Here is a 21,185-nt window from a genome sequence, read left to right as displayed (position 1 = left end):
CGTCGGATGAGACGGGCGAGCCGGATCATGAGAACGAGGCAGCCGGATCATGAGGAGCGCGGGCGGGGGCATCCTGGGGGCATGGCTGATCTCGAAGGGGTACCGGGCGAGCTGCGGGTTGACGGGGGCGATGACCGGCGTGCCGGCCGGAGGACTGAGCCTGGCGGTGACCCGGGCGCTGACCTGCGCGCTCAGCTGCGGAGCCGGCTTCGGGCGGCCGTCGGCGGGGACGTCGACTTCGGGGTGACCGCGAGGGCGCTGACCACCATGGACGCGTCCAACTACCGGCGTGTGCCGCTCGGTGTGGTGGCCCCGCGGGACGCCGACGACGTGGCCGCGGTGCTCGCCGTGTGCCGCGAGCACGGGGTGCCGGTCGTGGCGCGCGGCGGCGGCACGTCCATCGCCGGCCAGGCCACCGGCGCCGGTGTCGTCCTGGACTTCACTCGGCACATGAACAAGATCGTTTCCCTGGACCCGGAGGAGCGTACGGCGGTCGTCCAGCCGGGCGTGGTCCTGGACCGGCTCCAGGAGGCCGCGGCTCCGCACGGCCTGCGGTTCGGGCCCGACCCGTCCACGCACAGCCGCTGCACCCTCGGCGGGATGATCGGCAACAACTCGTGCGGGTCGCACTCGGTGGCGTGGGGGACGACCGCGGACAACGTCGGCGAGTTGTCGGTGATCAGCGGCCGGGGCGAGCGCCTGCGGCTGGGCCACGGATGGGCCGGTGCCCCTGACGGCCTGCGCGCTCTCGTGGACGGCGAGTTGGCGCTGCTGCGCACCGGCTTTCCCGAGCTGCCGCGCCGTATCTCCGGCTACGCACTGGACGCGCTGCTGCCCGAGAAGGGCGCGGACGTCGCGCGTGCGTTCTGCGGCAGCGAAGGCACGCTCGGTGTGCTCACGGAGGCGGTCGTCCGGCTCGTCGAGGCGCCACGCGCGCGTGCGCTCGCTGTTCTCGGGTACGCCGACGAGGGCGCCGCCGCGGACGCGGCCGCAGGACTGCTGCCGTTCGGGCCGCTCACCGTGGAGGGCATGGCCGCCGACCTCGTGCCGCCCGGCACACCTGCGCTGCCCGAGGGCGGTGCCTGGCTGTTCGTCGAGACGGGCGGCGGCTCGGAGGCGGAGGCACGCGCGCGTGCCGAGGCGATCGTGCGCGCCGCCGACGTCGTGGACGCCGTCGTCGTCACCGACCCGGCCGGGCAGCGCACCCTGTGGCGGATCCGCGAGGACGCGAGCGGCACGGCGACGCGGATGCCGGACGGCACGGAGGCCTGGCCGGGCTGGGAGGACTGTGCGGTGCCGCCGGCCCGGCTGGGCGGTTACCTGCGGGACTTCCGGGGGCTGCTGGCCCAGCACGGCCTGCGCGGCACGCCGTACGGGCACTTCGGCGACGGCTGCATCCACGTCCGCATCGACTTCGACCTGCTGACGCCCGAGGGCATCGGCCGCTTCCGCCGCTTCTCGGAGGAGCTCGCGGACGTGGTCGTCGCCCACGGCGGCTCGCTCTCGGGCGAGCACGGCGACGGCCAGGCACGCGCCGAGCTGCTGCCGAAGATGTACGGCGCGGAGATGGTGCGGCTCTTCGAACGGGTGAAGGGCGCCTGGGACCCGGACGACCTGCTCAACCCGGGGATGCTGGTACGCCCGGCCCGGCTCGACGAGAACCTGCCGTTCGCCGTCCTGCCGCGGAAACCGGTCGACGTGGCCTTCGGCTACCCCCACGACGGCGGGGACTTCTCGGCGGCGGTCCGCCGGTGCGTGGGCGTCGCGAAGTGCCGTACGGAGACGGCGGCGGGGCCCGCGGTGATGTGCCCGTCCTTCCGGGCCACAGGCGAGGAGGAGCATTCCACGCGCGGGCGCGCGCGCCTGCTGCACGAAATGCTGGCGGGCGAGGTGGTGACGGACGGCTGGCGGTCCACGGAGGTCCGCGACGCGCTCGACCTGTGCCTGTCGTGCAAGGGCTGCCGGTCGGACTGCCCGGTCGGCGTCGACATGGCCACGTACAAGGCGGAGTTCCTGCACCACCACTACGCGGGGCGGCGGCGACCGGCCGCGCACTACGCGATGGGGTGGCTGCCGCGCTGGCTGCGGCTCGCCGCGCCCTTCACGGGCGCCGTGAACTTCGCGGCCGCCGTGAACGCGGCGCTGCGGCTGCGCCCGCTGGCCGCGCTCGCCAAGCGGCTCGGCGGCATCGCGCCGGAGCGGGAGCTTCCGCGGCTGCCGCGCGAGACGTTCCGGCGGTGGTTCGACCGCCGCGCACGACGGCTCGGCGGAGGCCGCACGGAGATCCTCTCGTCGAACCAGGCCGCCGTGCTGTGGCCGGACACCTTCACCGATCATCTGTCGCCCGAGGTGGGCAAGGCGGCAGTGAAGGTCCTGGAGGACGCCGGACGCCGGGTCGTCCTGCCGCCGTCGGGCGTGTGCTGCGGCCTGACGTACGTCTCGACCGGCCAGCTCGACCGCGCCCGCGCCGTCATGCGCCGCACGCTCGACCGAATGGAGCCGATCATGGGCGGCCCTCTGGTCGTACTGGAGCCGAGCTGCGCGGCAGCGCTCAGGACCGACCTGCCGGAACTCCTCCACGACGACCCACGCGCGCGTGAACTCGCCGACTCGGTCCGCACGCTCGCCCAGTACCTGGAGGAGCAGGCTCCCGACTGGCAGCCGCCGCGCCTCGACCGACCCGTCGCCGGCCAGACCCACTGCCACCAGCACGCGGTCCTCGGCGACGCGGCCGAACGCCGCCTGCGCGAGAAGGCGGGCCTGACCGGCGACCTCAGCGGTGGCTGCTGCGGCCTCGCGGGCAACTTCGGCTTCGAGAAGGGCCACTACGAGGTGTCGACCGCCTGCGCCGAGGAGCAGTTGCTTCCGTCGGTACGGGCGGCGTCGGACGACACGGTGTTGCTGGCCGACGGCTTCTCCTGCCGCACCCAGCTGGAGCAGCTCGCGGGGCGGCGGGGGAGGCATGTGGCGGAGGTGCTGGCCGAAGCGCTCGGGAATTTCGGCGACCGGCCCGAGCGGCCGCGGACGTAAGCTGCAAAAGCGTTTCACAGTGCTGGACGAGTGCACTATTTTGAATACGCAAGTCTAGGTGAATGGACTTGTGGCGTGGATTGGACCTGGGGAAGGCTGAGAGCCGTGTCGGACGTGTCGGAAGCAGGCGTCGCACAAGGTGCACAGGGCACTCCTGGTGGCGTCGGCCATACGGCGCCCGCCGTGGCGGGGGCAGCGCCAGGTGCCGTGCCGGCTGCGCAGGCCGCAGCCGACGCGCCGGGCGCACCCGGAAGGCGCCGCAGTTTCCGCTTCGGTCTCGGCTCCCTCGGTCCCGTCGGCCTCGTCCTCGCAGGCGGTGTCTCCGTGCAGTTCGGCGGCGCGCTCGCGGTGAGTCTGATGCCGAGGGCGGGGGCTCTCGGCGTCGTGACGCTGCGGCTCATCGTCGCCGCGGTCGTGCTGCTCGCCGTCTGCCGTCCGCGGCTGCGCGGTCACTCGCGCGCCGACTGGGGCACCGTCCTCGCCTTCGGCGTCGCCATGGGCGCCATGAACGGGCTCTTCTACCAGGCCGTCGCCCGTATCCCGCTGGGACCGGCCGTCACCCTCGAGGTCCTGGGCCCGCTCGCGCTCTCCGTGCTCGCGTCCCGCCGGGCGGTGAACGTGATCTGGGCAGGCCTCGCCCTCGCCGGCGTCTTCCTGCTCGGCGGCGGAGGCTTCGAGAGCCTCGACCCCCTGGGCGTCGCCTTCGCGCTGGGCGCCGGCGCCATGTGGGCGGCGTACATCGTGTTCAGCGCCCGTACGGGACGCCGCTTCCCGCAGGCCGACGGCCTGGCGCTGGCCATGGCCGTGGCGGCCCTGCTCTTCCTGCCGTTGGGCATCGCGGAGTCGGGGACGAAGCTCATCGACCCGGTCACGCTGGGCCTCGGCGCGGGCGTCGCGATGCTCTCGTCCGTCCTGCCGTACACCCTCGAACTGATCGCCCTGCGACGCCTGCCCGCGTCCACCTTCGCCGTCCTCATGAGCCTGGAACCGGCCCTCGCGGCGTTTGCCGGCTTCCTGGTCCTGCACCAGGCCCTGTCCGCCACCCAGGCGCTGGCGATCGCGCTGGTCATCGGGGCGAGCATGGGGGCGGTGCGGACGCAGGTGGGGCGGGGGAAGGCGACGGGGCTGGACGACGCGGCCCAGGGCGGCACCGCCCTCTGACGCGACGCGTTTCCTTACGTCTGGCCGTCCGCGTCGGCCTGGTCCTCCCCGGAGTCCACCGGCTGCCGCTCCGTAACGAACGGTCCGAAATCAATGCAAGCACGCTTGCTTGTTTTTCTGGCGGCTGCCATGCTCCGGGGGCACACCGCCGTGCCGGTCCCGAGGGGAGCGCACCGTGTCCGAACCCGCTGTCGTACTGGACGACTTGCGTGCCGAAGGCGATGAACTCGACGAGATCGTCGGTGGACTGAGCCGTCAGAAGTGGGCCTGGATGACCTCCGCGCCCCGCTGGACCGTCGCCCACCAGATCGCTCATCTCGAGTGGACCGACCGCATGGCGCTGCTGGCCGTCACCGACCCGGACGGCTTCGCCGCCGAGGCCACGAAGGCCCTGGCCGCGCCGGACACCTTCGTCGACCAGGCGGCCGAGGCGGGCGCCGCACTGCCGCACACCGACTTGCTCGCCCGCTGGCGCACCGGGCGCGAGCTGCTGCAGAAGGCGCTGCGGGCGGCTCCGACCGGGACCCGGTTTCCCTGGTACGGGCCGCCGATGAGCGCGGCCTCCATGGCGACCGGCCGTCTGATGGAGACCTGGGCGCATGGTCAGGACATCGTGGACGCCCTCGGCAGGACCCGTCGGGCCACCGCGCGGCTGCGTCACGTGGCGCGTATCGGCGTACGCGCGCGTGACTTCTCCTTCGCGGTGCGGGGACTGGCCGCCCCGGGCGAGGAGTTCCGCGTCGAGCTCACCCCGCCCGACGGGTCGGGTTCGGGTGAGGTGTGGACGTACGGGCCCGAGGAGGCCGCGCAGAGGGTCACCGGGCCCGCGCTCGACTTCTGCCTCCTGGTCACCCAGCGCGCCCACCGCGCCGACCTCGCCGTACGGGCCGAGGGGCCCGACGCCGACCGGTGGCTGGACATCGCGCAGGCCTTCGCGGGCCCGCCGGGGGCCGGGCGTGCGCCGAAGGGGGCCGGCCGATGACGGGCCCGCTGCGCATCGCGCAGGCCTTCGCCGGTCCGCCCGGCGCCGGACGCACGCCGAAGGGCGCCGCCCGATGACCGGCCCGCTGCGCATCGGCAACGCCTCCGGGTTCTACGGCGACCGGTTCGACGCGATGCGCGAGATGCTGACGGGCGGCCCGCTCGACGTCCTGACCGGCGACTATCTCGCCGAGCTGACCATGCTCATCCTGGGGCGGGACCGCCTCAAGAACCCGGACGGCGGCTACGCGCGCACCTTTCTGCGGCAGTTGGAGGAGTGCCTCGGGCTCGCGTATGAGCGAGGCGTGCGGATCGTGGCCAACGCGGGCGGGCTGAACCCGGCCGGACTCGCCGACGCCGTACGCGCGTTGGCCGACCGGCTCGGCATCCCCGTCCGCGTCGCCCACGTCGAGGGTGACGAGCTCAGCGGCCGTTTTCCGGGGGTGCTCGCCGCGCACGCCTACCTCGGCGGCGGCGGAATCGGCGTCTGCCTGCGGGAGGGCGCGGACGTCGTCGTCACCGGCCGGGTCACGGACGCGGCGCTGGTCAGCGGGCCCGCCGCGGCCCACTTCGGCTGGGGGCCGGGGGCGTACGACGAGCTGGCGGGTGCCGTCGTCGCCGGGCATGTCCTGGAGTGCGGGACCCAGGCCACGGGCGGCAATTACGCGTTCTTCGCCGAGCACGACGGGCGTCGCCTGCGGCATCCCGGGTTTCCGGTCGCCGAGATCCACGAGGACGGCTCGTCCGTTATCACCAAGCACGACGGGACGGGCGGTGTCGTGGACATCGGCACGGTCACGGCGCAGCTCCTGTACGAGACGTCCGGTGCGCGGTACGCGGGGCCGGACGTCACCGCCCGCCTCGACTCCGTACGCCTCACGCAGGACGGACCCGACCGCGTGGGCATCAGCGGCGTGCGCGGCGAGGCCCCGCCCCCGACCCTCAAGGTCGGGCTGAACCGGCTCGGCGGGTTCCGCAACGAGGTCGTCTTCGTCCTCACGGGGCTCGATGTCGAGGCGAAGGCGGCGCTTGTGCGCGAGCAGATGGAGGCCGCGCTCGATGCCGCCAAGTCCCGTCCGAGCGAGGTGCGATGGGAGCTGGCCCGCACCGACCGGCCGGACGCGGACACCGAGGAGAGCGCGAGTGCGCTGCTCCGGCTCGTCGTCCGCGACGCCGACGAGGAGTCCGTGGGACGGCGCCTCAGCGGGGCCGCCGTCGAGCTGGGGCTCGGCAGCTACCCGGGGTTCCATCTGACGGCGCCGCCGGGCAGGGGCGCGCCGTACGGGGTGTTCGAGGCGGCCTACGTCGAGCAGGGCGCCGTGGCGCACACGGCGGTGCTGTGGGACGGGCAGCGGATCCCGGTGGCTCCGCCCGCCGCCACCCGCGTACTGGAAGCGGCCGACGAGCCACCGCTGCCCGAGCCGCTGCCGCCCGGCCGCACCCGTCGCGCGCCGCTCGGCCTGGTCGCCGGGGCCCGCAGCGGCGACAAGGGCGGCGACGCGAACATCGGCGTGTGGGCGCGCACCGACGACGCCTGGCGCTGGCTCGCGCACACCCTGACCGCCGACCGCCTGCGGGAGCTTCTCCCGGAGTGCTCCGGCCTCCCCGTCGTACGCCATGTGCTGCCGAACCTGCGGGCGTTGAACTTCGTCGTCGAGGGCCTGCTCGGCGAGGGCGTCGCCGCGCAGGCCCGCTTCGATCCGCAGGCCAAGGCGCTGGGGGAGTGGCTGCGGTCGCGGCACCTGGAGATACCGGAGGTACTGCTGTGACGGAGGCCTGGCGCCATGTCTTTTCCTCGCCGGAGGTGACCCCGTGACCGTCCTCGCGTCCGCGCTGGACACCACCGCCCCTGACCGCGCCGCCCACCGCGAAGCCATGCTCGGCAAGCTCGCCGAGCTCGACGCCGAGCACGCAAGGGCGCTCGCGGGCGGCGGCGAGAAGTACGTCGCCCGGCACCGCGCGCGCGGGAAGCTGCTCGCCCGCGAGCGCATCGAGCTGCTGCTTGATCCGGACACCCCCTTCCTGGAGCTGTCGCCGCTTGCGGCCTGGGGCAGCGACTACGCGGTGGGGGCCTCACTCGTCACCGGGATCGGCGTCGTAGAGGGCGTCGAATGCCTGATCACGGCCAATGACCCGACCGTACGCGGCGGGGCCAGCAATCCGTGGTCGCTGAAGAAGGCGCTGCGCGCCAACGAGATCGCCTACGCCAACCGGCTGCCCTGCATCAGTCTCGTCGAGTCGGGCGGCGCCGATCTGCCGTCGCAGAAGGAGATCTTCATCCCCGGCGGGGCCATCTTCCGTGACCTGACGCGGCTGTCGGCGGCCGGCATTCCGACCGTGGCCGTGGTCTTCGGGAACTCCACGGCCGGAGGCGCGTACATCCCCGGTATGTCGGACCACGTGATCATGGTCAAGGAGCGCGCGAAGGTCTTCCTCGGCGGGCCGCCGCTCGTGAAGATGGCCACCGGCGAGGAGAGCGACGACGAGTCGCTCGGCGGAGCCGAGATGCACGCGCGCGTGTCCGGTCTTGCCGACTACTACGCGCTCGACGAGCAGGACGCCCTGCGCCAGGCCCGCCGCGTCGTCGCCCGCCTCAACCACCGCAAGGCGCACCCCGATCCGGGCCCGGCCGCCCTGCCCAAGTACGACGAGGACGAGCTCCTGGGCATCGTGCCCGGTGATCTGAAGATCCCCTTCGACCCGCGCGAGGTCATCGCCCGGATCGTCGACGCCTCCGACTTCGACGAGTTCAAGCCGCTGTACGGGACGAGCCTGTGCACCGGGTGGGCGACCCTGCACGGCTATCCGATCGGGATCCTCGCCAACGCGCAGGGCGTGCTGTTCAGCGAGGAGTCGCAGAAGGCGGCCCAGTTCATCCAGCTCGCCAACCAGCGCGACATCCCCCTCCTCTTCCTGCACAACACCACCGGCTACATGGTCGGCAAGGAGTACGAGCAGGGCGGCATCATCAAGCACGGCGCGATGATGATCAACGCGGTGTCCAACTCGCGCGTACCGCACCTCAGCGTGCTGATGGGCGCCTCGTACGGCGCCGGGCACTACGGCATGTGCGGGCGGGCCTACGACCCGCGGTTCCTCTTCGCCTGGCCCAGCGCCAAGTCCGCAGTCATGGGCCCGCAGCAGCTCGCGGGGGTGCTCTCCATCGTCGCCCGTCAGTCGGCGGCCGCGAAGGGGCAGCCCTACGACGAGGAGGCAGATGCGGCGCTGCGCGCCATGGTGGAGCAGCAGATCGAGTCCGAGTCCCTGCCGATGTTCCTGTCCGGGCGGCTCTACGACGACGGGGTCATCGACCCGCGCGACACCCGCACCGTGCTCGGCCTGTGCCTGTCCGCGATCCACACGGCGCCCGTCGAGGGCGCGCGCGGCGGCTTCGGCGTCTTCCGGATGTGACGGATATGAGGTCCTCTCCAGTGATCACTTCTGTGCTCGTGGCCAACCGCGGCGAGATCGCCTGCCGCGTCTTCCGTACGTGCCGTGACCTGGGTATCCGGACGGTCGCCGTGCACTCGGACGCCGACGAGAACGCCCTCCACGCGCGCGTGGCCGACACCTCCGTACGCCTGCCGGGAGCGGCGCCCGCGGAGACGTATCTGCGCGGCGACCTGATCGTGAAGGCGGCGCTGGCCGCGGGCGCCGACGCCGTGCACCCCGGCTACGGCTTCCTCTCCGAGAACGCCGACTTCGCGCGTGCCGTGCTCGACGCGGGCCTCGTCTGGATCGGACCGCCGCCCGAGGCGATCGAGGCGATGGCGTCCAAGACGCGCGCCAAGAAGCTCATCGGCATCGCCCCTCTGGAGAACGTGACGGAGGACGACCTTCCGGTGCTGGTCAAGGCGGCCGCGGGCGGTGGCGGGCGCGGCATGCGGGTCGTACGGGAACTCTCCGAGCTGGACGGGGCCCTGGAGGGGGCGCGGGCCGAGGCCCTGAGCGCCTTCGGGGACGGCGAGGTGTTCGTCGAGCCGTACATCGAGGGCGGGCGGCATGTCGAGGTCCAGATCATGGCCGACGCGCACGGCACGGTGTGGGCGCTCGGCACCCGCGACTGCTCCCTCCAGCGCCGCCACCAGAAGGTGATCGAGGAGGCACCCGCCCCGGGACTCTCGCGGGAACTCACCGATCACCTCCACCTGTTGGCGGTCCGTGCCGCGCACGCGACGGGCTACCGCGGCGCCGGAACCGTCGAGTTCCTGGTCGCTGACGGCCGCGCGCACTTCCTGGAGATGAACACCCGCCTCCAGGTCGAACACCCCGTGACGGAAGCCGTGTTCGGGATCGATCTCGTCGCGCTGCAGATCCGGATCGCCGAGCGCGGGGCGCTGGACGCCGAGCCGCCACGCGCGCGTGGGCACGCGATCGAGGCCCGCCTGTACGCGGAAGATCCGGCCCGTGACTGGGCACCGCAGACCGGCACCCTGCATCGTCTGACCGTGCCGGCCGGCATCCGACTGGACACGGGCTACGAGGACGGCGACCCGATCGGCGTCCACTACGACCCGATGCTCGCCAAGGCCGTCGCCCACGCCCCCACGCGCGCGGAGGCCATCCGCAAGCTCGCGGGCGCCCTGGAACGGGCGGTCGTGCACGGCCCTGTCACCAACCGGGATCTGCTCGTCCGCTCCCTGCGGCACGAGGAGTTCACCACCGGCCGCATGGACACCGGGTTCTACGGCCGTCATCTGCCGGAGCTGACCGAGCCGGACCCCGACCCGTACGCCCCGCTGGCCGCGGCCCTCGCCGACGCCCACGGCCGTTCCCGGTTCGGCGGCTGGCGCAATCTGCCATCGCAGCCGCAGGTCAAGCGGTACGCCATGGCGGGCGAGGAGCACGAGGTCCGCTACCGGCACACCCGCGCGGGCCTGACCGCCGACGGGGTACGGGTCGTGCACGCCGACGCCCGGCTCGTCATCCTCGAAGTCGGCGCGGTGCGGAGGAAGTTCGAGGTCGCACGGTACGGCGACCAGGTGCAGGTGAACGCCACCGCGCTGACCGTCCTGCCCCGCTTCCCCGACCCGGCCGCGCAACACGTCCCCGGGTCGCTGCTCGCGCCCATGCCGGGCACCGTCGTCCGCGTCGCCGACGGGCTTGCCGTGGGAGCCGCCGTACGGGCCGGAGAGCCCCTGTTGTGGCTGGAGGCCATGAAGATGGAGCACAAGATCGCCGCTCCCGCCTCCGGCACGCTCACCGCCCTGCACGCCGCCCCCGGCCGCCAGGTCGAGGTCGGTGCCCTGCTCGCCGTCGTCGAGACCGTCGCAGAAGCCGTCGCCGAGTCCGCCGTCGAAGCCGTCGCCGCATCCGCCGTACAGGAGGACCACGACCAGTGAGCGCCACCTTGGAAACCGACGAGCACAAAGCCCTGCGCGCCGCCGTCGCCCAGCTCGGCAGGCGCTACGGGCGCGAGTACCTCACCAAGGCCGTCGCCGAGGGCCGCCACCCCGAGGAACTGTGGGCCGAGGCCGCCAAACTCGGCTACCTCGGCGTGAACCTCCCCGAGGAGTACGGCGGCGGAGGCGGCGGCATCACCGAACTCGCCATCGTCCTCGAGGAGCTGGGCGCCGCCGGATGCCCGCTGCTGATGATGGTCGTCTCGCCCGCGATCTGCGGCACCGTCATCGCCCGCTTCGGCACCGAGGAGCAGAAGCGCACCTGGCTGCCGGGCATCGCCGACGGCAGCCGCACCATGGCCTTCGGCATCACCGAACCGGACGCGGGCTCCAACTCGCACCGCATCACCACCACGGCCCGCAGGGACGGCACGGACTGGGTGCTGAGCGGCCGCAAGGTGTTCATCTCCGGCGTCGACATTGCCGACGCCACGCTCATCGTCGGCCGCACCGAGACCGTGTCCGACAAAGGGGGCCGCACTGGCGGCCTCAAGCCCTCCCTCTTCGTCGTACCGCGTGACGCCGAGGGCTTCCAGCGGCACGGTATCGACATGGAACTCCAGGCACCGGAGAAGCAGTTCGAGCTCGTCCTCGACGACGTCCGGCTGCCCGCGGACGCGCTCGTGGGCGACGAGGACGCGGGGCTGCTGCAACTGTTCGCGGGCCTCAACCCCGAGCGCATCATGACCGCCGCCTTCGCGATCGGCATGGGCCGTCACGCGCTTGCCCGTGCCGTCGGCTACGCGAAGGACCGCACCGTCTGGCAGGCCCCGATCGGCGCCCACCAGGCCATCGCCCACCCCCTCGCGCAGTCCCACATCGAACTCGAACTCGCCCGCCTGATGACGCAGAAGGCCGCCCACCTCTACGACACGGGCGACGACATCGGTGCCGGTGAGGCCGCCAACATGGCCAAGTACGCGGCCGCCGAGGCCTGTGTGAAGGCCGTCGACCAGGCCGTGCACACCCTGGGCGGCAACGGCCTCACCCGCGAGTACGGCCTCGCCTCGCTCATCACCGCGTCGCGCGTGGCCCGTATCGCTCCGGTCAGCCGAGAAATGATCCTCAACTACGTGTCCCACCAGACCCTCGGACTGCCCAAGTCGTACTAAGCGCTCCGCTGGAAGTGCCGCGATGTGCCGTCGGTTCGCTGCAGCGCCGTCGTGGCTGGTCGCGCAGTTCCCCGCGCCCCTTCAGGGCGCTGCCGAACCGCAGCCGACTTCATCCGCCTGCTTAGACGCGCCCCGCGGCGGCGATCGCGGGCCTCACGTTCAAGGAGCCGACATGGTGTCCCAGGAATCCGACATGGTGCCCCAAGGAGCCGACATGGCGTCCCAAGGGACCGGTCCGGTCACCCGGCACCACGACCGCGGCATCACCACCCTCACGCTGGACGCGCCCGCGCGGCGCAACGCGCTCTCGGCCGGGCTCGTCGCCGCCCTCGCCACCGCGCTCGCGGAGTGCGGCAAGGACGAGGACGTACGCGCGGTCGTCCTCACCCACACCGGGAACACCTTCAGCGCGGGCGCCGACCTGCGCGAACCGCCCGATCCCGCCGCCCTGGTGGCGCTGCTCAGGCAGATCGTCGACCTGCCCAAGCCTGTGGTGGCCCGGGTGACCGGGCACGCGCGCGCAGGCGGCCTCGGCCTCATCGGCGCGTGCGACATCGCGGCCGCGGGCCCCGAAGCCACCTTCGCCTTCACGGAGGTACGCATCGGGGTCGCCCCCGCCGTCATCTCGCTTCCGCTACTGCCCTGCATCGACCCGCGCGCCGCCACCCGCTACTACCTCACCGGTGAGCGCTTCGATGCGGCCGAGGCGGCCCGCGTCGGGCTGCTGACCATGGCGGCCCGGCACGATGTCGACGCGGCGCTCGCTCCCGTACTCGACGGGCTGCGCAAGGCCGCCCCCGGAGCCCTGGCGGAGACAAAGCGGCTGGTCACGGCTAAGGTGCTGGAAACCTTCGACCGGGAGGCGGCGGCCCTGACCGCTCTCTCCGCGCGGCTCTTCGCCTCCGCGGAGGCCCGCGAAGGGATGACGGCCTTCCTTGAACGACGGGATCCCGTATGGGTGTTGTGACTCCGGCCGGACGCGCGGCACCGGCCGACGGCACGGCTCCCGCCGACCGTCCGGTCCCCTCCAGCGGCACCCCGGCCGCGACCAGCGCCGACCACGTTCCCCGACAGGACCGGCTGCCGAAGCAGGACCGGCTGCCGAAGCAGGACCGGTTTCCGAAACAGGACCGCAGCCGCGCCACCCGGCGGCGCCTCCTGGAAGCCGCCGTCGCCTGCCTCGCCGAGCACGGGTGGGCCGGCTCCACGGTGTCGGTCGTCGCCGAGCGCGCAGGCGTCTCGCGGGGCGCGGCCCAGCACCACTTCCCGACCCGCGAGGACCTGTTCACCGCGGCCGTCGCCTACGTCGCAGAGGAGCGCTCGACCGCGCTGCGGGCGCTGTTCCCGGGGACCCCCACGGAAGGCCCGGCGGACCGCCGCGCCGTGGTGGCGGCTCTCGTCGACCTCTACACAGGACCGCTCTTCCGCGCCGCCCTCCAGCTGTGGGTCGCGGCCTCCAACGAGGAGCAACTGCGCCCCCAGGTCACCGAGCTGGAGGCCCGGGTCGGGCGCGAGACCCACCGCATCGCGGTCGAACTCCTGTCCGCGGACGAGTCCCGCCCCGGCGTCCGCGAGACCGTCCAGGGCCTCCTCGACATGGCCCGCGGCCTGGGCCTCGCCAACCTGCTCACGGACGACGGGGCACGACGGGAGCGGGTGGTGACCCAGTGGGCAGCGCTGCTGGAGGAGGCACTGGACTGAGGGCGGCCAGTGCTGTGGGCGATCGTTCCGCAGGGCTGGGAGTGGGTGGGCACAGCCCACCCACGACGCACAGCACCCCTCGCTCGGGTGCGCACCCCCCGTTCCGCGCCGCGGACGCCGATCAGCGCGAGATGCCCTCGTACCCCCCGATCTGCTGCGGGCTCCTCGGCCCCGGCCCCACGTACCGGGCCGACGGCCGCACCAGCCGCGCCGTCCGCTTCTGCTCCAGGATGTGCGCCGACCAGCCCGCCGTGCGGGCGCAGGTGAACATCGAGGTGAACATGTGCGCGGGAACCTCCGCGAAGTCCAGGACGATGGCCGCCCAGAACTCCACGTTCGTGGCCAGCACCCGGTCGGGGCGGCGGGCGTGCAGCTCCTCCAGGGCCGCCTTCTCCAGGGCCTCGGCGACCTCGAAGCGCGGGGCGCCCAGCTCACGCGCCGTGCGCCGCAGCACTCGCGCGCGGGGGTCCTCGGCCCGGTAGACGCGGTGCCCGAAGCCCATCAGCCGCTCGCCCCGGTCCAGGGCGTTCTTCACGTACGCCTCCGCGTCGCCCGTGCGCTCGATCTCCTCGATCATGTGGAGCACGCGGGAGGGCGCGCCGCCGTGCAGCGGCCCGGACATGGCGCCCACGGCGCCCGACAGCGCGGCCGCGACATCGGCACCGGTGGAGGCGATGACGCGGGCGGTGAACGTGGAGGCGTTCATGCCGTGCTCGGCGGCGGACGTCCAGTACGCGTCCACGGCCGCCACATGCTTGGGGTCCGGCTCGCCGCGCCAGCGGATCATGAACCGCTCGACGACGGAGTGGGCCTTGTCGATCTCGCGCTGGGGCACCATCGGCAGCCCCTGCCCGCGCGCCGACTGAGCGACGTAGGACAGGGCCATGACCGCGGCGCGCGCGAGGTCCTCGCGGGCCTGCTCCGCGTCGATGTCGAGCAGCGGTTGCAGGCCCCAGACGGGGGCGAGCATCGCGAGCGCGGACTGGACGTCCACGCGGATGTCGCCGGAGTGCACGGGGATGGGGAACGGTTCGGCGGGCGGCAGACCGGGGTCGAAGGCCCCGTCGACGAGCAGGCCCCACACGTTCCCGAACGAGACGTGGCCGACCAGATCCTCGATGTCGACGCCCCGGTAGCGAAGGGCGCCGCCCTCCTTATCCGGTTCGGCGATCTCCGTCTCGAACGCGATGACTCCCTCGAGTCCGGGTACGAAGTCGGACATCAGGCGGCTCCTCACTGTGTGCGACAGACGGTAGGGAGGACCGGAGTCGTTCAGAAGCGGGCTTCAGCGGGGTGCAGCGTGTGCAGCGGCTTCTGGCTTCGGCGGGCTTCGTTTCCGGTTTCCACGGTCGGTTCCGAAAATTCGCGGTCCGGATCGGTCACAGCGGTGATGCCCCGTGGGACAGGCGGTCACCCCCAACCGATTCGGCAGCAGGACCCTATCCCTTAGTGCCACCTTTGGGGAGTCCCCGCGGCACTCAGTGCCACATCACACACAGTGCCACTTCGGACGGCTCGGCGCCTGTTCGACGGATGCCGGGCCCGGAATCAAAGGCCAGTGTCCAGGTGTGCATGGGCGCATGGTGGTGCGTCCGGGCACTCATCTATGGATCTCCAGGCCGTACACATCGCTTCGTACGGCAAGATGACCGCGTGAACGACCGTGCTCCCGCCGACCGCACCGCCCACGACCCCGACGCCTTCGAGGCCCCCGACCCCGCCGCGATGCGCGCGCACTACCGCGCCCAGGGGTTCGACGAGGCAGACCTCGCCGCACACCCCATGGACCAGTTCGCCCGCTGGTTCAAGGAGGCCGTGCACGCCGCCGAACTCGGAGGCATCTACGAACCCAACGCCATGGTCGTCTCCACGGCCGACGCAGAAGGACGGCCGAGCTCCCGCACGGTGCTCCTCAAGCAGTACGACGAGCGCGGCTTCGTCTTCTACACCAACTACGAGTCCCGCAAGGGCCGTGACCTGGCGGCCAACCCGCACATCGCGCTGCTCTTCCCCTGGCACCCCATGGCACGCCAGGTCTCCGTCACCGGCACGGTCACCCGTACCGGCCGCGGCGAGACCGCCGCGTACTTCCGCACCCGCCCGCACGGCTCCCAGCTCGGCGCCTGGGCCAGCGCCCAGTCCTCGGTGATCGCCTCCCGCGCCGAGCTCGACCATGCGTACGAGGAACTCCACACCCGCTACCCGGAGGGCGAGCGGGTCCCGGTCCCGCCGCACTGGGGCGGCTTCCGCGTCTTCCCGGAGACCATCGAGTTCTGGCAGGGACACGAGAACCGGCTGCACGACAGGCTGCGCTACGTCTACCGCGAGGACGGCACCTGGCGGATCGAACGGCTCAGCCCCTGAGGCGGCTACCGTGACTGCGTGCCGACGATTCCGGAGCGGCCGGAGTGCGGACGCGACGCGATGAGGGGGACGCCGTGGCCAAGGTCAGCATCAGCCTCGACGCCGAACTGACGGTTCCGCTTCCTCACTCCGCGAGCACACGGTTCAGGAACGGTTCGACGGCAGCGCGCCACGCCTCCGGCTGGTCGTAGTGGACGAGGTGGCCGGCGTCCGCCACCTCGGCGTACTCACCCTTCGGCAGGACCCGCACCATCTCCTGGGCCTCGGCCCGGCCGAGCTCCCCGTCGAGGCCGCGCACGACGAGCGCGGGACACTGGACCTGCGCGAGCTCCTCCCAGTGCGCGTCATGGACCCAGGTCTCCCGGGACCTGAGCATCTGCTCGGGGTCGAAGACGGGCCGCCAGCCGTCGGGGGACTCGGCCATCACCTCGGCGTAGAACTCGCCGCGCGACGGATTGGGGCGCTCCACCCAGGGGTCGTCCTCGCCGAACCACTTGCGTACGTCGGCGAGGGTCGCGAAGGGGACGGGCCAGGCCTTGAACCAGCTCTCCCACTCGCGCTGGGAGGCCGCGCCGAGCGCGGAGGCGCGCATGTCGCAGATGATCAGGCCGCGGACCAGGTCCGGGCGGCGGGCGGCGAGCTGCCAGGCGGTCAGGGCGCCCATGGCGTGGCCGATGAGGACGGCGGGGGCGAGACCGAGCTGGACGAGGGCGGCCTCGGCGTCCTCGACATAGACCTCACGGGTGTACGGGCCCTCGGCCGGCTTGTCGCTGCGGCCGTGGCCGCGCTGGTCGAGGGCGACCGCGCGATGCCGTTCCGCGAGCCAGCGGGCGCTGGACGCCCAGTGCGAGGCGCGGCCCATGAGGCCGTGCAGTAACAACACGCCGGGAGCACGCTCGACCTCCCCGGTCTTGGGAGGATCGGCGAACTCCCAGGCGGCGAGGCGTACGCCGCCTGTTCCCTTCACGTCGATGCGCACCATGGTCTGGCACCCCCCTTGTGTGTTTGCCGGGCCTTGTCGCGTCAGGCCCGAGCGGCCGGTGGCCTCACTCGCTCCTGCGTCCCCTGCGTCCCGTGCATCCCGTAGGTCATCGCAGGCATCGCGCGATGCGTCACCGCGCGGCACCAACGTACGGACACGCTATCGAACCCCTATTCGAAAGCGCGTATTTTGTCGTCAACACCCCTCTTTCGGGTGACCGCTCCCCAGGATTGATCGGCGCGGCCGAGGGGAGATCTTCTGCGGGAGGCGGACCGCTCGGGGATACCGGTCCGAAGGGGAAGACCCTGAGAGCTCGGGGCTCTGGGTCGACACAGGGGGTGGACAGGCCCCGGCGCCGAACGGCGCCGGGGCCCTCCGTCTGTCTGCGGCACATCCATGCGCCCCCTCCCGACCGGGCTGCCCGACCCGGTCCGACTCGGCCCGACCCGGTCCGAAACGATCAGGACCTTCAAGTCATATGCCTCACGACAGCCTGGCACGCAAAACGTCCGGCCGCTGCCATTCCGCACACTGAATCTTGGATTCGGGTGGATGTCCGTGTCGCGGCGGGTGGATGTCCGCATCCGCCGATCACCCGGCGACTTCCCGCCGATTACCCGGCGGTTTCCCCGGCGCTGCGCGGCCTCAGCGCTTCGCGACGAACACGTGCGAAGCGACGCCCGTGTCCAGCTCCGCCGCCTCGCCGCTGCTGCCCACCAGCACCCCGCCGGGCGACTCGGTCACGCTCACCACGGAACCGGGCTGCACACCCGCGCGCCGCAGCGTGTACATCAACTGCGCGTCCGTCTGGATCGGCTCCCCGATACGGCGCACCACGACCGTCTTGCCGTCGCTGCCCGGGTCCAGGTCGGCCAGGGACACCATGCCCTCGTCCAGGAACGGGTCCGCGTGGTCCTTCTCGCCGAGCTCCTCGAGGCCCGGGATCGGGTTGCCGTACGGCGACTCGGTCGGGTGCCGCAGGAGCTCCAGGACGCGGCGCTCGACCGCCTCGCTCATCACGTGCTCCCAGCGACAGGCCTCCGCGTGCACCTGTTCCCACTCCAGGCCGATCACATCGACCAGCAGGCACTCCGCGAGCCGGTGCTTGCGCATCACACGCGTGGCCAGCCGGCGGCCCTCCTCCGTGAGGTCCAGATGGCGGTCACTGGCGACCGACACCAATCCGTCGCGTTCCATACGCGCCACCGTCTGGCTGACCGTCGGACCGCTCTGATCGAGCCGCTCGGCGATACGGGCGCGCATGGGGACCACACCTTCCTCTTCCAGCTCGAGGATGGTGCGGAGATACATCTCCGTAGTGTCGATCAGTCCGGACATACGTGCCCCTCGTTAGCTCTGCCAGTGGCTCGACGGCTCACCGGCTTGTGCGCTGGCCCTGACTCAATTCTGACGCATCCCACCGACAACCGTGCCGCGCCGGGAAAACCACGTCCGACGGACCGGACCGCGCGCCCGGACCGACGGCCGCTGCAGCGGCTCGGCGCCACCTTGACACGTCACCGGCCGGGACAGCACCGTGAGGCCGACGCGACGGAGGCCATCATCGGCGAAGGGGCAGGCGGGATGGACGGGGGAGCAACGCGCATGAGCGACGAAAGCGACAGCACGCCGACCGGGCAGCACGGCGAGAGCACGCCGGCCGGGCAGCACGGCGACGGCACGCTGGCCGGGCAGTACTTCGACGCCGCCATCGGCCTTCTGCAGCGGGTCCGCGAAGAGGAAGCGCCGAACATCGCTGCCGCCGGAACCCTCATCGCCGACACCGTCGCCGCCGGCGGCCGCCTCTTCGCCTTCGGCGCCGGACACTCCTCGCTCGCCGCCCAGGACGTCGTCTACCGCGCCGGCGGCCTCGCCCTGATGAACCTGCTCGCCGTCCCCGGCACCGTCGGCGTCGACGTCATGCCCGCCACCCTCGGCTCCGTCCTCGAGCGCGTCGACGGACTCGCCGGCGCCGTACTCGACACCAGCCCCGCCCGCGCCGGCGACACCCTCGTGATCATCTCCCTCTCCGGACGCAACGCGCTGCCCGTCGAGATGGCCATGAACGCCCGCGCCCTCGGCCTGAGAACCATCGGCGTGACCTCAGTGGCGTACGCGAGCGAGACGAAGTCCCGGCACGCGTCCGGCACCTACCTCAAGGACCACTGCGACATCGTCCTCGACAGCAAGATCGCGATCGGCGACGCCGAACTCGCCACCGAAGGCATCGCGGCGCCCTTCGCGCCCGCCTCCACCGTCGTCACCAGCGCACTCCTCCAGGCCGTCATGGCCACAGCCGCAGGTGAGCTGGCCGGCCGCGGCATCGAACCCCCGCTCCTGCGCTCCGGCAACGTCGACGGCGGCCACGAATGGAACGCGCGCGTACTCACCGAGTACGCGGACCGGATCTTCTACCGGCACTGAAGCGGCGCCGAGCGTCGCCGCCCGCGGCGTCGGCGCAGCCCTTCACGGCCCCTCACCGCTCCCGCTCCCCACCACGCTCCGAGGCCCGCGCCAGATCCAGCGCCGCCGCGATCCGTACGGCGATGCTCTCCGCGTACATCGCATCCGCCCGCTCGAACGCGGACCGGCTGCCACCCCGCAGAAACGTCACCACGCCCAGGGTCCGCCCCCGGCTCCGCAGCACCGCGCACAGCGCATGCACCGCATCGTGCGGCCACTGCCGTTCCGCGGCCCACTCCCGCGCCCTCTCCGGCGACGACGCACCCGCACTCGCCCGCACCGACCCCGCACGCTCCACACACTGAAGCGCCGGATGCCCCTCCGCGTAACGCACCGGCAACCCCGCCCCAGGCGCCGGCATACTCGGCCCCGGCGCACCGGCAGGTGTGGCCGTCACCCGCACCAGACGCACCGGCTCCGCATCGCCGGTTGACTCACCCGCCGCCGGCTCACCCACCACAAGATCGATGAGTGCGTGATCGGCGAACCCCGCCAGCGCGAAGTCCAGCTGGATCGTCGCCGCCTCCGCCGGATCCTCGCACTCCGCGGCCGCCCGCGCCGCACGGTGCAGCTGGTTCGCCCGGAACCGCAGCTGCGCCGCCTCCTGCTCCGCCTGCTTCGACTCCGTCACGTCCCAGAACAGCCAGCCCACACCCAGCGGCACCGGCTCCTCCGCCAACGGCGACGCGAGCCGCAGGAACCCGCTCCGCCAGCACCGCCGCCGCTCACCGTCCGGCGTACGCACCGTCACCCACATCTCCGCGGGCGCAGGCGGCGTACCCTCCGCAAGCACATGCGTCAGAGCGCTCTCCAACTCCTCGGCGCCCTGCCCAAGGAGCTCACCGAGCGGCCGCCCCAGCGGCGCCGTACGCCCCGAACCCAGCGCCCGCGCCGCATGCGCATTGACCAGGGCGGGCCGCAGATCGGCGTCCACCAGCACGACACCCCACGAGGCATCCTCGAACAGCGCCTCGCTCAGGGCGATCGACCGCTCCAGATCGATCTGCGCATGTACCTCGCTGAATGCGCAGTACACACCCGCCGGCTTCCCGTCCTGCCCGCGCACCGCGGCCGACTGCATCCGTACGAGCACCCGCCCGCCGTCCTTCGTCAGCAATGCGAACTCGTGCACCTGCCGACCGGGCGCCTGCATCGCCGACAGCAGCCGCCCCTCGACCTCCTCGGCATCCGCCGCCCGCACGGCCCACCCCGCCAGACCCCGCCGCCCGACCGCCTCCGCGGCCGACCAGCCCAGAATCCGCTCGGCCTCACGGTTCCAGTGCGTCACCACACCGTCCGCGTCGAACGCGCACAACGCCGCGTCCATACCGTCGAGCAACGCCGCAAGAAGATCCGAACCATCCCGCTCGGGCTCCGGAGGCCCCAGCTCGTCCGTGGTCCCACTACGCCGGGAAGCACTCACCTGGCACCCCCTGCAGGCCGTGTCCGCGTGTATTGCGAAATGTGTACTGCCCTGTACTGCGATGCGTGCCGCACTACGTGTACCGCACCATGGATCATTCAACTCGAACGTGACCCAGCCCACATAGAGTTCCCGGGAAATCGTTGCGTGCTGGAGATTCGACCACCGGAAGCCGAGGGGCCCTGCTCAGCGGGCGAGACCGGCCGGCGACCAGCGGGCGGGCCGACCGCTGGTGAGCCCGCTGCCCCAGGTCAGAGCCGATGTCATCAGCATCGCGAAAAACCCCTTGAGGGGCGTTTGGGGCCGTGCCTAAGGTATGGGCACTCGAGAGAGGAGGTGGTTCGGCACATGTATGAATACCGGACGCGAGAGGTGACTGCGGGCTAGCGGCCCGTCATCACACTCAGTGCGGTGCCGGACCAGCGCGCGAGCTGAGCGCGCAGCCGGCCGAAATTCCACGCAGTCACCCGACCCGCGGGCCGCCGGTACGTCCGGCCGGCTCCCTCCTCGGAGGGACCATGGCTCGCGGGTCGTCTGCGTTTCGGCCCGTTTCCCCCGTGGGGAGG

At 72.3% G+C, this 21,185-nt stretch carries 15 protein-coding genes; 11 read left to right on the top strand and 4 right to left on the bottom strand.

All coding sequences use genetic code 11. The annotated features are described in order from the left end of the window. The first annotated feature begins 267 nt into the window (after positions 1–267). The 9 genes from ACSMXV_RS19970 to ACSMXV_RS19930 all read left to right on the top strand — a co-directional run bounded on the left by ACSMXV_RS19970 (position 268) and on the right by ACSMXV_RS19930 (position 13,387). Positions 268–3,030 (top strand): FAD-binding and (Fe-S)-binding domain-containing protein, encoded by a 2,763-nt coding sequence (locus ACSMXV_RS19970; RefSeq protein WP_473179005.1) that lies wholly within the window; start codon positions 268–270, stop codon positions 3,028–3,030. 207 nt (positions 3,031–3,237) lie between these two features. Continuing rightward, positions 3,238–4,191, top strand: coding sequence for an EamA family transporter (locus tag ACSMXV_RS19965; RefSeq protein ID WP_473172739.1), 954 nt, complete (start codon positions 3,238–3,240; stop codon positions 4,189–4,191). 175 nt (positions 4,192–4,366) lie between these two features. After that, the gene (locus ACSMXV_RS19960; protein ID WP_473172738.1) at positions 4,367–5,173 is read left to right on the top strand and encodes a TIGR03084 family metal-binding protein; all 807 of its coding nucleotides are present in this window, start codon (positions 4,367–4,369) and stop codon (positions 5,171–5,173) included. A 73-nt stretch (positions 5,174–5,246) separates the two neighbouring features. Beyond that, positions 5,247–6,941, top strand: coding sequence for an acyclic terpene utilization AtuA family protein (locus ACSMXV_RS19955; protein ID WP_473172737.1), 1,695 nt, complete (start codon positions 5,247–5,249; stop codon positions 6,939–6,941). Positions 6,942–6,984: 43 nt separating this feature from the next. After that, positions 6,985–8,583 carry an acyl-CoA carboxylase subunit beta gene (locus ACSMXV_RS19950; RefSeq protein WP_473172736.1) on the top strand — a complete coding sequence of 533 codons (1,599 nt, stop codon included), beginning with the start codon at positions 6,985–6,987 and terminating at the stop codon, positions 8,581–8,583. 20 nt (positions 8,584–8,603) lie between these two features. Continuing rightward, complete coding sequence (locus tag ACSMXV_RS19945) at positions 8,604–10,514, top strand: acetyl/propionyl/methylcrotonyl-CoA carboxylase subunit alpha (protein ID WP_473172735.1); 1,911 nt, start codon at positions 8,604–8,606, stop codon at positions 10,512–10,514. Further along, a complete protein-coding gene (locus tag ACSMXV_RS19940) occupies positions 10,511–11,686 on the top strand; it encodes an acyl-CoA dehydrogenase family protein (protein WP_473172734.1) in 1,176 nt (391 codons plus the stop codon). The genes ACSMXV_RS19945 and ACSMXV_RS19940 overlap by 4 nt, the downstream gene beginning before the upstream one ends. Positions 11,687–11,900: 214 nt before the next feature. After that, positions 11,901–12,653: an enoyl-CoA hydratase family protein gene (locus ACSMXV_RS19935; protein WP_473179004.1), complete on the top strand. Its 753-nt coding sequence runs from the start codon at positions 11,901–11,903 to the stop codon at positions 12,651–12,653. Then, positions 12,641–13,387 (top strand): TetR/AcrR family transcriptional regulator, encoded by a 747-nt coding sequence (locus ACSMXV_RS19930; protein ID WP_473172733.1) that lies wholly within the window; start codon positions 12,641–12,643, stop codon positions 13,385–13,387. The genes ACSMXV_RS19935 and ACSMXV_RS19930 overlap by 13 nt, the downstream gene beginning before the upstream one ends. A gap of 121 nt (positions 13,388–13,508) precedes the next feature. On the opposite strand, the gene ACSMXV_RS19925 is transcribed toward ACSMXV_RS19930, so the two are convergent. Then, positions 13,509–14,609 (bottom strand): citrate synthase 2, encoded by a 1,101-nt coding sequence (locus ACSMXV_RS19925; protein WP_473172732.1) that lies wholly within the window; start codon positions 14,607–14,609, stop codon positions 13,509–13,511. Between the two features lie 503 nt (positions 14,610–15,112). On the opposite strand from ACSMXV_RS19925, the gene pdxH reads away from it, so the two are divergent. Next, positions 15,113–15,751 carry a pyridoxamine 5'-phosphate oxidase gene (gene pdxH, locus ACSMXV_RS19920; protein WP_473179003.1) on the top strand — a complete coding sequence of 213 codons (639 nt, stop codon included), beginning with the start codon at positions 15,113–15,115 and terminating at the stop codon, positions 15,749–15,751. Between the two features lie 124 nt (positions 15,752–15,875). On the opposite strand, the gene ACSMXV_RS19915 is transcribed toward pdxH, so the two are convergent. Beyond that, a complete protein-coding gene (locus ACSMXV_RS19915; protein WP_473172731.1) occupies positions 15,876–16,733 on the bottom strand; it encodes an alpha/beta fold hydrolase in 858 nt (285 codons plus the stop codon). A 645-nt stretch (positions 16,734–17,378) separates the two neighbouring features. Next, positions 17,379–18,071, bottom strand: a complete 693-nt coding sequence (locus ACSMXV_RS19910) for an iron-dependent transcriptional repressor DtxR (RefSeq protein ID WP_473172730.1) — start codon at positions 18,069–18,071, stop codon at positions 17,379–17,381. Between the two features lie 267 nt (positions 18,072–18,338). Between ACSMXV_RS19910 and ACSMXV_RS19905 the strand changes: the two genes are divergently transcribed. Further along, on the top strand, positions 18,339–19,157 hold the full coding sequence (locus ACSMXV_RS19905) for an SIS domain-containing protein (protein ID WP_473172729.1): 819 nt from the start codon (positions 18,339–18,341) through the stop codon (positions 19,155–19,157). A 52-nt stretch (positions 19,158–19,209) separates the two neighbouring features. On the opposite strand, the gene ACSMXV_RS19900 is transcribed toward ACSMXV_RS19905, so the two are convergent. Next, on the bottom strand, positions 19,210–20,619 hold the full coding sequence (locus ACSMXV_RS19900; RefSeq protein ID WP_473172728.1) for a PAS domain-containing protein: 1,410 nt from the start codon (positions 20,617–20,619) through the stop codon (positions 19,210–19,212). Positions 20,620–21,185 lie beyond the last annotated feature (566 nt).

It is taken from the genome of Streptomyces sp. DSM 42067 (genome assembly GCF_055792885.1).
Note: the sequence above shows the minus strand (reverse complement) of the source record. Positions and strands in the feature narration are given on the sequence as shown.

Coding starts and splice junctions, on each gene's coding strand:
- ACSMXV_RS19970 (WP_473179005.1), top strand. CDS start 268: ATGGACGCGTCCAACTACCGGCGTGTGCCGCTCGGTGTGGTGGCCCCG.
- ACSMXV_RS19955 (WP_473172737.1), top strand. CDS start 5,247: ATGACCGGCCCGCTGCGCATCGGCAACGCCTCCGGGTTCTACGGCGAC.
- ACSMXV_RS19935 (WP_473179004.1), top strand. CDS start 11,901: ATGGCGTCCCAAGGGACCGGTCCGGTCACCCGGCACCACGACCGCGGC.
- ACSMXV_RS19930 (WP_473172733.1), top strand. CDS start 12,641: ATGGGTGTTGTGACTCCGGCCGGACGCGCGGCACCGGCCGACGGCACG.
- ACSMXV_RS19925 (WP_473172732.1), bottom strand. CDS start 14,609: ATGTCCGACTTCGTACCCGGACTCGAGGGAGTCATCGCGTTCGAGACG.
- pdxH (WP_473179003.1), top strand. CDS start 15,113: ATGCGCGCGCACTACCGCGCCCAGGGGTTCGACGAGGCAGACCTCGCC.
- ACSMXV_RS19915 (WP_473172731.1), bottom strand. CDS start 16,733: ATGGTGCGCATCGACGTGAAGGGAACAGGCGGCGTACGCCTCGCCGCC.
- ACSMXV_RS19910 (WP_473172730.1), bottom strand. CDS start 18,071: ATGTCCGGACTGATCGACACTACGGAGATGTATCTCCGCACCATCCTC.
- ACSMXV_RS19905 (WP_473172729.1), top strand. CDS start 18,339: ATGAGCGACGAAAGCGACAGCACGCCGACCGGGCAGCACGGCGAGAGC.